The organism is Saprospiraceae bacterium (assembly GCA_016713025.1).
Taxonomy (GTDB): Bacteria; Bacteroidota; Bacteroidia; order Chitinophagales; family Saprospiraceae; genus OLB9.
Genome location: JADJPZ010000002.1, coordinates 546,588 through 559,293, shown reverse-complemented (window position 1 = coordinate 559,293; position 12,706 = coordinate 546,588). Strand labels below are relative to the sequence as shown.

The 12,706-nt window shown below is 37.9% G+C and carries 10 protein-coding genes; 2 read left to right on the top strand and 8 right to left on the bottom strand.

Annotated elements, in window-relative coordinates:
• Positions 1-35: 35 nt before the first annotated feature.
• From IPK35_02540 to IPK35_02530, 3 genes are all read right to left on the bottom strand, one after another.
• The gene (locus IPK35_02540) at positions 36-2,435 is read right to left on the bottom strand and encodes a 3-hydroxyacyl-CoA dehydrogenase/enoyl-CoA hydratase family protein (protein ID MBK8052175.1); all 2,400 of its coding nucleotides are present in this window, start codon (positions 2,433-2,435) and stop codon (positions 36-38) included.
• Between the two features lie 166 nt (positions 2,436-2,601).
• Positions 2,602-2,775: a hypothetical protein gene (locus tag IPK35_02535; protein MBK8052174.1), complete on the bottom strand. Its 174-nt coding sequence runs from the start codon at positions 2,773-2,775 to the stop codon at positions 2,602-2,604.
• A gap of 346 nt (positions 2,776-3,121) precedes the next feature.
• Entirely contained in the window at positions 3,122-3,508 is a 387-nt protein-coding gene (locus tag IPK35_02530; GenBank protein MBK8052173.1) for a hypothetical protein, read from the bottom strand.
• Between the two features lie 183 nt (positions 3,509-3,691).
• Here IPK35_02530 and IPK35_02525 point away from each other — a divergent pair, with 183 nt between their 5' ends.
• The gene (locus tag IPK35_02525) at positions 3,692-4,165 is read left to right on the top strand and encodes a hypothetical protein (protein MBK8052172.1); all 474 of its coding nucleotides are present in this window, start codon (positions 3,692-3,694) and stop codon (positions 4,163-4,165) included.
• Between the two features lie 652 nt (positions 4,166-4,817).
• Positions 4,818-5,765 carry a hydrogen peroxide-inducible genes activator gene (locus IPK35_02520; GenBank protein ID MBK8052171.1) on the top strand — a complete coding sequence of 316 codons (948 nt, stop codon included), beginning with the start codon at positions 4,818-4,820 and terminating at the stop codon, positions 5,763-5,765.
• Positions 5,766-5,803: 38 nt separating this feature from the next.
• Here IPK35_02520 and IPK35_02515 read toward each other — a convergent pair whose 3' ends face one another.
• From IPK35_02515 to IPK35_02495, 5 genes are all read right to left on the bottom strand, one after another.
• Complete coding sequence (locus tag IPK35_02515) at positions 5,804-6,319, bottom strand: gamma carbonic anhydrase family protein (protein MBK8052170.1); 516 nt, start codon at positions 6,317-6,319, stop codon at positions 5,804-5,806.
• Positions 6,320-6,345: 26 nt separating this feature from the next.
• Positions 6,346-9,597, bottom strand: a complete 3,252-nt coding sequence (locus tag IPK35_02510; GenBank protein MBK8052169.1) for a serine hydrolase — start codon at positions 9,595-9,597, stop codon at positions 6,346-6,348.
• A 251-nt stretch (positions 9,598-9,848) separates the two neighbouring features.
• The gene (locus IPK35_02505) at positions 9,849-10,628 is read right to left on the bottom strand and encodes a glucose 1-dehydrogenase (protein ID MBK8052168.1); all 780 of its coding nucleotides are present in this window, start codon (positions 10,626-10,628) and stop codon (positions 9,849-9,851) included.
• Entirely contained in the window at positions 10,628-11,752 is a 1,125-nt protein-coding gene (locus IPK35_02500; GenBank protein MBK8052167.1) for a T9SS type A sorting domain-containing protein, read from the bottom strand. Before IPK35_02500 ends, IPK35_02505 begins: the two co-directional genes overlap by 1 nt.
• Before the next feature lie 10 nt (positions 11,753-11,762).
• Positions 11,763-12,488, bottom strand: a complete 726-nt coding sequence (locus IPK35_02495) for a hypothetical protein (GenBank protein ID MBK8052166.1) — start codon at positions 12,486-12,488, stop codon at positions 11,763-11,765.
• Positions 12,489-12,706: the final 218 nt, after the last annotated feature.

Below are 12,706 nucleotides of genomic sequence, written 5' to 3'. Positions count from 1 at the left end.
ATTTGATTATTTTATGAAAAAAGAATAAAGTGTAATTAATTTCTCAATGGTTTATTGTTCATGAGCAGATACTGGATTCTGTCGAGTGTTTTCTGATTGCCCAATAACTGTAAAAATGCTTCTCTCTCAATATCCAGCAAATATTGTTCTGACACTTTTTGTTGGCCTGTGAGGTCACCGCCACATAGAACATAAGCGACTTTTTTTGCTATTTCAAGGTCATACTCAGACATATACTTGCCCAGATAAAACTCATTGAGAGCAGTATATAAAGTACCTAATCCTCCTCGCCCCAATACAGTCACATTTTTCGGAACCGGAGCTGTATAATTTTTTGCCAGATCCAGCACTTTATCCTTAGCCCGGCTCAGTACATTGCCCAGATTTATTTCTACATAGTCTCTGTCATGCTGGAGATAACCATATTTATACCCTTCATAGGCAGATGTTGCGACCGAAGCTGTAGCAATAGTTTTCAGCTTTTCGATCAGTGTAGGTATCTGCACATCTCCTTCAAAAAATGATTCAGAGGCCCTGACAGCAAACTCTTTGGTACCACCACCACCTGGTATAAGACCAACTCCTACCTCTACTAAGCCGATATAGGATTCGGCATGACAAATAGCAGCATCCGTGTGCATTAAAATTTCGCAACCTCCTCCAAACACATAACCCTGAGTAGCTGTCACCACCGGCACAGGAGCATATCTCATGGCCATATTGATCTGTTGAAAACCATGGACCATTTCTTCAAGTTTTGCAAAATCTTTCTGCATGGCCACCATAGCTACATTCATCAGATTGGCTCCCACTGTAAAGTTTTTGGCATTGTTGCCTATGACTATACCTGCCCAGTCGCCGGATTGTGCGATATTTAATGCTTCAATAGCTCCCTGACCTATTCCATCACCTATGGCATTGGATTTTGATATAAACTCAAAACACAAGACACCATCACCGATATCATGAATGATACACTCGGAGTTTTTGTACACAGGAGTATTGCTCCGGAAGTTGTCAAGATGGATATTTGATTCGGTACCAGGAATGACTTTATAACTTTCGCTCTGCAGATCGTAATATTTTTTCTTTCCGCCCTCAGATTTGTAAAAAGACGTCAGCCCCTTTTCAGCTGCACTTCTTATCCACGCAGGAGTTTTTTCACCTATCTGTTCAGCAAGTGCAATGGTTTCTTTTATACCTATCATATCCCAGTATTCAAAAGGACCATATGACCAGGCGTAGCCGGCTTTCATAGCATTGTCAAGACTGTATATATTATCGCTGATTTCCGGAATTCTATTAGCAGCATAGACCATCATTCCCGCCAAAAGATCTCTGACAAAATGTCCCGACTTTTCATCAGAAGCCATCATATCTTTGAGCCTCTTATCCATCAGCTCTACTTTTTTGGCTATACCTACTACCGGAATCATTGGTTTTTGAGCCGGATTGTATTCAAGGGTATTGAGATCCAGAGCCAGAATGACTCTTCCGCCTTTATCATCGCGCTGATCCGTTTTTTTATAGAAACCCTGCCCGGATTTATCTCCCAGAAATTTATTGTCCAACAAAAACTGGGTGGCTTTCGGAACAGATCTGTTTTTCAGAACTTTGACGTACTCGTCCTGAGGACAGTTGTCTATCACTCCTTGAGTCACTTTTACAGATGTATCCAGACCTACGAGATCAAGCAATCGATAGCTTCCTGTATTGGGCCATCCTATAGGCTCGCCGGTGATTTTATCCACTTCTTCAATAGTCAAGCCATACTTTTCTGTAAGTTCTCCTACTTTATTACCACTATAAAATCCTATTCTGTTAGCAATAAACGCCGGGGTATCCTTACATAAAACAGCTTTTTTTCCCAGATGCACTTCGGCATAGGTCATCCAGAAATTGATCACATCGGCATCAGTACCTGCGTGCGGAATGACCTCAAAGAGAGCCATATATCTTGCCGGATTGAAAAAGTGGGTCCCGCAAAAGTTTCTCTTAAAGTCATCACTTCTGCCTTCTGCCAATTGCGATATAGGAATGCCGGATGTATTGGATGTAACCAATGAAGCAGGCTTACGAAGGAGGTCTACCTTTTCGAAAATCTGTCTTTTTATTTCGAGTTTTTCAATGACAACTTCGATGATCCAGTCACAAGAGGATATTTTATCAAAATCATCATCAAAATTTCCTGTGGTAATTCTGGAAGCAAACTCGATGTCATAGAGAGGTGCAGGTTTTGATTTTAGAGCATTGGCCAGCGATGTATCAGCGATACGATTTCTGAATGCTTTGATAGATTTTTGTTTTTCGTCAAGGTCAAACGGAACTATATCAAGCATGATAACTTCGAGACCTGCATTTGCAAGGTGACAAGCAATACCGGAACCCATAACTCCTGACCCCAGGACTGCTGCTTTTTTGATTCTATGTGTCATAACTTTATTGTAAATATGAAATTTACCATAAAATTACACGCTTTTTTTGAATGGGTAAATATTTGGCATAAAAAATTTAACTCTGAGTTCAATTTTTCTATAAAATCCATAAAAAAAGGCAAGTTTTTTTACAAACTCACCTTTCTATTAACTAACAAATCACCTTTTACATTTCAAAAGATCTGGTTCTGGCAGTCTTGGGATTAAATTTTTTTGAGTATTTGGAGGATGCCTCTTTTTTTCTCAATTCCTTTTTTTCGATCCATTGACCTCCCTGGGTTTCAGTCACCTCTTTTACCAAATCTAAAATCTGTTGTTGTACAGTATTAATAATTCTCATTGCTTATTTTCTTATTTTAACGCAAAGGTATGGCTTTTGATCACGCAAGTCAAATTGTTTAACGATACTTTAACAAAATTTAATATGGTAATGAATCATATTTTATAATATTAACAATATAATACTTTACTATATAAAAAAATGCCGAACAAATAATAATTATTGGTGCTGTAGATGGAAAAAAGTTTGTTCTATTTTATTATAGCAAAATATAAGCAAAACCACAATAGAAGAGTGTTGTAACTAAAATAGCAGCCACAGGTTTCAGAAAGTCAATATTTATTTGCGATCGAATAAGATTTTCTAATTATGGTCCTGCGGTCTGCCGTTTTTTTTAAAATTCCTTCTAAAGCTTAGTGCCCACTAATTTAAAATTGACAGACTCATTGCCAAAATCAATGGTATATCTCAATTCAATAGTATTATTTACAAAAAATCCTTTGCCACGCATGTGGATATCCCTGTCTATCTGTTGATTATTGATTTTGAAGTCCATAATTCGTTCATCCTGATTATCTATGTCTGACCTGACGGTGTACCAAAAGTCTCCATCAAATGGAGCTTCAATGATTACGTCATCTCCGCCAGCAGTACTTATGACCAAATCAAATGGTCCCGCAACCCCAACAATATGCGCTCTGTAAATACCTACTACAGGAAGGATTTCCTCGTCTATGTCATAACATCCTGAGAGGAGTGTCAATAAAAATGGGAAAAGTAATAATTGTTTCATAACTCTCTTTTTTATTAAAACTTGCTACACTTCCATTTTGTAGATCATAAGCCGGTAGTTTAATTTATATTTAACCTGAAAAGCATTATTTGTTAAGGAAAATAACAATTTTAAAATATTTTTCTGAATACTATACTGACCATGTTATATTTGTGCTTTAATAACCTTAAAAATCAAACAATCATGATCAAAAAAGTTTTACTTTTACTTATTGTATTTGGTGTTTCAATCACCGATCATTTATATGCACAACAAGAATATACCTGGGAAGAATATGGGATCGGGTTTTCTCTGGCTGATGATTTTAAAGAAACAGTCAATAGTATGGAGGAGTTTTCAGCTATTGGAGACGGAATGGAGCTATCCATCATTCCATTTAAAGACAATAGCATAGACGATAGCGATATCACTACTTACACGATGTCCATTGCTGCTTCCCTCAAACTGGAGAAGATCGATGATATAAGTACCATCGAAATTAATGGGTTTAAAGGAGGTTATGCTGAAGGTGTACAAAACGGTGTGAAAATATTTGTTATGGGTCTTATTGATCCAACATCTGAAACCAATTTTTTTGTAATGATTGTATTTCAGGAAAATGATGAAAATGCTGTTGATGAAGCTATAAGTATTTGTCAGAGCATACATAAAATATAAAAAAGCAAAAGGACTGTTGCTGAAGGGGTGTATTTCATTTTTTCGCCTCACATTAAAAATCATCATTTTTTTTTTGCGATTTAATCAAGATGCCTTAATATATTGCATCGTAGCTAAAAGCTACGACGAGCAAACGATGCTTTAGAGACATGATCCTGCAGATAAATTACTCCCGCCTATCGGGGCAGGAGCGTAGCTCTGACATCTTTGTAGAAAACATTAGCACCTGAAACATAAGGGGCGTAGCCCTGACATCTTATATGTACCACATGTTTTAAGATCACAGGGCTACGCCCCTACTACGTGAAGGTGTGTGGATATTTTTGCTACAAAGATCACAGGACTACGTCCCTATATTAATCTCGGACATAAAGATTAGAGATAATAGAAGAGTATATTTCATTTTTTCGCATCACATTAAAAAATCATCAATTTTTTTTACGATTCAGGCAAGATGCCTTAATATATTGCATCGTAGTTAAAAGCTACGACGAACAATCGAAACTTGATAAGAAATCGAGCACAGTGCGAAAAAATGAAATGCACCTTGCTGCAGGAATTCTTGTAACGTATACAATATTTTTCATATAGTTCAAATGGATTTTTACAATAAGAAAAATATTGTAACTTTGTACTGTCATAAATTTTACTTATGAATGTCCAGTTTGCGCAGTTAAAATATTTTCTGACACTTGCAGCCACCAAAAATTACAGTCAGGCAGCAGATCAATGCAATGTATCTCGGCCAGCATTGAGTATGGCTATCAGAAAAATGGAAGAAGATCTGGATCTGGTACTGATTGATAGAAAAAGCAACCCCATTTCTCTTACTGAAAAAGGAGAAATGATTGCAACGCAAGCGATCAAAATTCTGGATGAATTTTCTATTTTGGAGAAACTTGCATCTGACCTCCATCAGGACAAACTCCATGGTAGTATTACAGTAAGTATAATCCCTACACTGGCCCCATATATTATTCCATTGTTCGTCCAGAAATTTGGAGAAATGTTTCCGGATATTGAGTTAATTATTGAAGAAGAAACTACAAAATCTATACTGCACAAGCTAAAAACATCTGAAACAGATGCTGGTATTCTTGTGACTCCGATAGATGAAAAATCATTAATAACATATCCGGCCTTTTATGAAGAGTTTTATGTTTTTTCGCACGATAAGATAGATAAAACATATATCCTGCAGGAAGACATTGACTTCAAACACCTATGGTTGCTGGAAGAAGGTCACTGTATGAGAGACCAGATGATGAGGATATGTGAGTTGCGCAATCTCGAAAATACAAAAATAAAATACAATGCCGGTAGTATAGAATCTCTGATCAATATTACAGAGTCTATGGGTGGTATGACCATCATACCTGAACTTGCCACATGGAATCTTTCACCGGAAAGAAAAGAAAGGGTCATTCCATTTGCTGAACCAACACCCGTGCGGGAGGTAAGTGTCATTCATCATAAATTTACCACAAAACTGAGGTTGATTCATGCTGTTTTAAATTCTTTGAATGAAGTGATACCATCTTATATGAAGATAAAAGAGAGTTATCAGAGGATTGATATCGGACCTTTGAATGGAAAATAATAAATCACATGATTGCTAACAGGCCGAAGGATTAGGATCTAATCCTCTTTGAACCATCCGGAGTACATCACATAGTTATTGGCTATACGATCTATCTCCCCTGATATGAGTTCCTGACTGATATCTTTGACTTTTTTTGCCGGCACCCCTGCATAAATTGTTCCTGCTTCTACCCGGGTATTTTGTGTGACAACTGCTCCTGCAGCGATGATGGAGTTGGATTCCACTACACAGTTGTCCATCACTATAGCTCCCATACCTATCAGAACATTGTCATGAATGGTGCATCCGTGTACAATAGCATTATGTCCTACAGAAACATTGTTGCCTATATTAGTTGGAAATTTTTCATAAGTACAATGTATGACAGCTCCATCCTGGATGTTGACTTTATCACCCATTTTGATATAATTTACATCACCTCTGATGACAGCATTAAACCATACGCTACATTGGCTACCCATTTGCACATCACCAACTATTGTTGCATTTTCTGCTATAAAACAATCTTCTCCTATTTTGGGAAGTACACCCTTTACAGATTTAATTATCATAATTCATTTTTTGTCATTGGTTTTTTTTAAAGATTTGAGTTGTACCCTTTCAATATTGATTTTATTATGACATTACCTAATTCAGATCTGATACCTAATTCAGAAATTTTTGAATTGTTCCTGGTGGGATATACCCTGTTTGACAAAAAGACGTAAACAATATTATACACCGGATCTACCCATGTAAAGGTACCTGTAAACCCCGAATGACCGTAACTCTGATCTGATGCAAGGGATGGGCCGTTTTTAATTTCCGGATTAAAGTCTTTTTTATCAAATCCTATACCTCGCCGGTTTTTTAATTCCGGAAACTGATATTTAGTACACATATCGATTACATCCGGCTCAAAAAAACGTTTTCCGCTATAGCTTCCTTTCTGGAGGTACATCTGCATAAGTTTTGTGAGATCATTGGCATTGCCAAAAAGTCCGGCATGCCCCGATATACCGCCCATCATGGATGCACCTTCATCATGTACAAAACCATGTATCAGTACTTGCCTGAATAAACTGTCATATTCAGTGGGTACGATTCTATTGGTTGGAAACTTCTGTAAAGGATTATAAGTCAGCGATTGTGCTCCGATAGCTTTGTAGGTTTCATCAAGATATCTTTCAAAAGGTTTGCCTGTCATGTTTGCCACCATGTCCGGGTACACGTAATAATGCAAGTCACTATACACATATCCCTGTGATGGGTTAAGCGGTGAGGTAGCTATTTGCTGTATGATCTTAGATTTGTAATCTTTATGCAGATATAAGTTTTTGTCTACACGTACATTAAAGTCAGGTGACTGTGATGCCATAAAAACATTGGGCTTCCATACTCTGGTATCTGCGCGAAGCATCTTTGCCCAAAGCTCAGGTTTAGCCCGGATGCTTTCAATGTACTGAATTTCTCTTGTGGTTTTTTTGCCAAAAAGCCTTTTAAAAAATCCCGGTTTCTTTATTTTTACCATACACAACTGCTCTAATTCCGGTTGAATCGCCAATGATTTCTTCATTGTGGCAATTGTGTCTATGGCATCTCTCCAGAAAGGTATCCACGCTTTCAGTCCGGCTTTGTGCGTAAGCAGGTCGCGCATAATGAGTCCTGCTTTGTCCGTATCGTTGAACTCAGGATAATAATCTCCAAATCTTGCATCGAGGTTAAATTTATTTTCGCTCATCAATTGCATTACAGCAAGAGCAGATGTACTGATTTTAGTGACTGAAGCCAAGTCATAAATATCATCTGATCTGACTTTGCCCGGAGGGTTTTGCTGTCTTTGTGCCGGCCTGAGCGTAGTAGTCAGAGATTCAGGATTGTCCATAGCATCATCAATGAAGGCATATGCACTACCTTCGGAAGTACTGTTTTCTTTTGCTTTTTCTGCCATTTCAAAAGTATGATATCCATATGATTTGGAAAAAATCACTTTTCCGTCTTTAACAACCTGTACCACCGCACCAGGATAGGCTTTTTCTTTTATGCCCAGTATCACCAAGGAATCAATCCCTGAATAAAATCCCTTTCTATCTAGTCCTACCTGTTCCGGCAATCCATAGCTGAGGATATCAAGTTTGGGATACGTGATGCCCATACCCTGCCTAAAATTATCGTCAATGTCAAGTGGAAACTTACCTACAGGTGGCAAGGCTCCAAAAATAATCTGACCCGCAGCTCGCTCAGCATAGATGTTTTGCTGATAAGCCATAATCAAAGTTTTTGACTGTTTTATATCAGGGATTTTTGCCAATACAAATGGGTTTCCAAAAAGACACAATATCACTTTGGGTTCATTGGCCAGTTTTGAAATGATTTGAGTATTTTCCGGTGTAAGTCCGTATTTCCTGCTGGCTCTGATATCTATAAGGTGAATCCCTGCTACGACGATATCATAATCTTTAACACAAATCGATATAATACTGTCTGCATAAGATGGGCCTGCATTTTTGGCAATATAAAAGTTATCAGCTTTTGCATAGTTGGAAATCATTTGGTATAAATCAGACTCAGGTTTGTCAGATTCTATAGAAATGACTGCAATTTTTTTGTTAAAATCCGTGACTGGCAGCAATGCTGCCTCATTGTTAAGACAGGTTATACTTTTTTCAGTCATCACCTGATTCAGTATATCAGATTTGACAGTATTCAGGTCCTGGACCAGATTTTCTGTACTTATGGGTGCGTACTGATCTAAACCTACCCAGGACTTTGCCATTAATATTTTTTTGACCTTTTCATCAAGGAGAGATAAAGGTAATTTTTTTGTCTTAATGGCATTTTTTATGGCTTCTACGGTCTGCGGAACATCCATAAAAGTCTCTAAAACATCATTGCCTGCCAGGATGGCCTGTACCATTGCCTCTCCTTTGGGAAAGTTTTTTACAGCACCTTCCATTTCCATAGCATCAGTGAAAGTAAGCCCCCGAAATCCGAGCTCCTCTTTGAGCAGGTTTGTGATGATGTTTTTTGAAAATGTAGAAGCAAGTCCACTTTGTGGCTCCAAGGCAGGAATATTGAGATGTGCTGTCATGATGCCGGACAATCCATGATCGATAAGCTGCCTGAAGGGATATAATTCGATATCAAGAAGTCGTTTTTTGTCGTGGTTGATCAGCGGTAGGGCATGGTGTGAGTCGGCATCGGTATCTCCATGTCCGGGGAAGTGTTTGGCAGTACAAAATAATCGCTGGCTTTGCATACCTTTCATGTACGCCAGTCCTTTGGCGGTCACCTGGTGCTTATCTGATCCAAAAGACCTGAAGTTGATCACCGGATTATTCGGGTTATTATTGACATCTACTACCGGCGCATAATTGATATGAACTCCTATTCTTTTGCATTGTCTCGCTACTTCTTTACCCATTTCTTCCACCAGGTGGTCATCACCCTTTATAGCACCTATGGTTGCAGCATACGGAAACCTGTCAGTACTGTCCAATCTCATACCTACTCCCCATTCAAAATCCTGACCTATGAGAAGTGGTACACGCGATATAGCCTGAAGTTCATTGGTGATGTTGACCTGTATTGTAGGGTTAGATGCAAAAAATACAATTCCCCCTATCTTATAGTCTTTGACCCATTTTTTCAACAATGCAGGATCATGTGGTTTGCCAGAATAGTTGCCTCTTGGCAAAAGTAATTGTCCAATCTTTTCTTCCAATGTCAGTGTGCGGAATATAGAGTCCACCCACTTTTTGTTGTGATCAGTGATAAACGGTGGTATGATCCCTTGCCCGAAAGACTGGAGATTTAAAACTAAAAATACTATTAATAAAATTGACCTGATCATAAATTCTTTTACATTTATTAAAAACCTAAAAATCTAAAATGATAATCTATTACCACCTCCAAATACTGTATTCTCACCTATGAAACAACATGACCTGCACACAGTATGATTTGTCTTCAAAAATGCTGATTTCACCTACCTGCTCTTAAGCGGGCAGGTTGTGCTTTTTACCTTCATTTCGGAACTCATTATAAATATTTAGATGTAAAATGATTGCTATAATTTCATTCCTGATTTTAACCTGAAAATCAAGAAATAAGATACCCTCCATCAGATATAAACTCCTGACCTGTACAATATGATGATGCATTTGATGCCAGAAAAACGGCAAGTCCAGCCATTTCCTGCGGATGAGCCATACGATGCAAAGGCATATTGCTGGTCCAATGATCAAGGATTTCTTTATTGTTCCACAATGCTGCGCTGAACTTTGTTTGTACAAGTCCCGGACAAATAACATTGGACCTGACACTGTAGGCGCCCCATTCTTTTGCCTGTGCTTTGCAAAGCATGATAAGTGCAGCTTTGGACACGCTGTAGATACTCAATCCAGGACTGGGCCTAAAACCCTCCACCGAACTGATGTGGATCACTGATCCCGAACCACTACTTTTTAAATGCGGAAGACAAAGATTGGATAGCGTAAATGCCGCTTTGACATTGATCTGCATCAATTTGTCAAACAGCTCACTCGTCATATCTTCAATGGGCCCGTATACAGGATTGGTAGCAGCATTATTAACAAGGATATCGATGCTGCCAAAGTGGTTGTGTGTTTTTTCAACCAGGTTTTTAAGTTGTGCTTCTTCACCTACATGACATGCTACAGGCAAGACATCAAGTCCCAATCTTAAAAATTGCTGCGCTACTTCGTCTACACTTTCTTGTTTTCTTGCAGCAATAACCACCCTGGCTCCAAACTCCGCTAAACTTTTTGCTATACTCTCGCCGATACCCCTGGAAGCACCTGTCACAATAGCAGTTTTGCCAGTGAGGTCAAATCCATTTTTTATACTGCTGTGTTCCATTATTTTTTGATGATTTTTTGAGAAAAAGACATTTTGCCGGAAGGTGAGAATAATTGTACTAAGTATAAGCCATCAGGCCAGTCTAATGTATCAAGCCTTGTAACATTTCCGGAATGTATAATATCAAAATGTACATATTTTCCTGACATATCTGAAACCAAACAAGTGTAGGAAGCAGATGCTGGACCAATTTCAATATCAATATAGTCTGAAGCAGGGTTTGGGTATATCTTAAAGCGGGTATCTATGGCTGCAGTTTGTGTAGAAGATGTAAGATTACCATCATCTATAAAAGTGACTCCCAAAAATGTACCGTCCGGAGTATATTCTGCTGAAACTATGGCTTCTTTTTTTACATTATTGTAGAAGTTGTAGGATATAGTAGTGTCTTTTCCCAGAATATCACCAAATCCTTCCGGAATGATGCCTCCTGCTATTGCAAATAAATCGACCCATAAACCTAACACCTTAACAAATACCTTTGCTTCGGAAATGACTTCTGCCTTTTCCCTGAGGACATCATAATTTTTTCCATGTATTTTTACAGTACCATAAGCATCGATCAATCCTCTTAGTGTATTTGATACCTGAAATCTGATACTATCCGGCTTGATAGGAAAAACATTCAGTAAAGTATCGGGAATGATGCGTGCATTCAGATCAATTCTGAACTCTCCCTGAGAGAAGGTAGTATTTATAAATTCTAAGGGAGCTTTTCTTAGGACAGGTCTTTTGTTGTATTTTATTATTACATTAGTGTCAAGAAATTCATTCTGTCCTCCTATTCCAATTGCTTCCATTATTTGTGCGGTGGATCTTATATAAAATTCCTGACCATCAGACAACAACAACAAATTGGCGTCAGGAAAAAATGCGGCATCTTTGCCTGCAGAAGGTAGCGCGTATATTTCCCGTTGTTTCGATCCTGATTTCAATTGACTAAAATCCCATGTTTTTGGCCCTCCGGTTGTTCCCATTTGCAATGCAGTAGGTACATTGATGGTGTAGATGGTTTTTAATGTATCTTCCGGTTTGGGAAATACAGAATTTGTAATTCTTACCTGAGCAAAGATACAATGAGCCAAAATTACCACAAATCCTAAGATTATATTTATCCTTCTCATAATTAATTTTTTAGTCAGTGTATTCCACTTTTCTTAAAAATTTGATTCCCACTTTGGCCTCAATGGATAGATTTCTCACTTGTCTGAGACCTATATTGGTCGGTTGACTTGTCCAGGGGTCTATGATATTGAACAATGGTTGTTGCTCGTATTGAAATGATAAATCCGGCTGCAAGGAAAACTCCACAAAAACATTACTGAGATCCGATACAGGAAGTTCAAAACCACCACCGGCAGTAACACCATAATTGAATTTTCTTACAAACTCATTGATCGGATAAAATAATTGTCCAAACTCGACATACCTGTCTAAATTAGTACTGATCGTATATTCCCCTCTTACACCAAGGATAAAATATGGATTGTACTTATCAGAGTTTATCAGAGATTTTTTAGCACCTACTTCAGCTACGATATTTCTGAATTGAAATCCTTGCTGTTCAGAAAAAACATTGTTGAAACTAAAAAACCTGAATGAACTACCTCTGACATGATAACCTGCCTGAGCATAAAGGGCACCTTTTCTGAATTCATCATATGACTCTATAAATAAGTCTCCATTTAATGAAAACAATGGGTCCCGATTTACACTACCCCCAAAACCTCCATCACCCCAACTCTGGAAATTCATCGCGGCACCACCCTTGGCACCAAACCAAAAACTCTGCCCCTTGAGATCCAAAAAAGCAAAAATGACGAAGAATAGAAAGATAAATTTTGATGTATAAAACTTCACGAGTATTAATTTAGGTCAAAATTACAATTTTTGGATGAATTTCTGAATAATCTGCTGTACTATATCCAAAAGAAATGGGATTTCATCCAACGGTAGTATTGTAAATTTTAAGAGTACGTTTAAATTTTTATTGCCTTAAAATCAATGTATTATGAACCTGACTTCAAAATAATCGCTTTATTTAGTTCACTAAATGCGTTGATTATTCTATTGCCAGA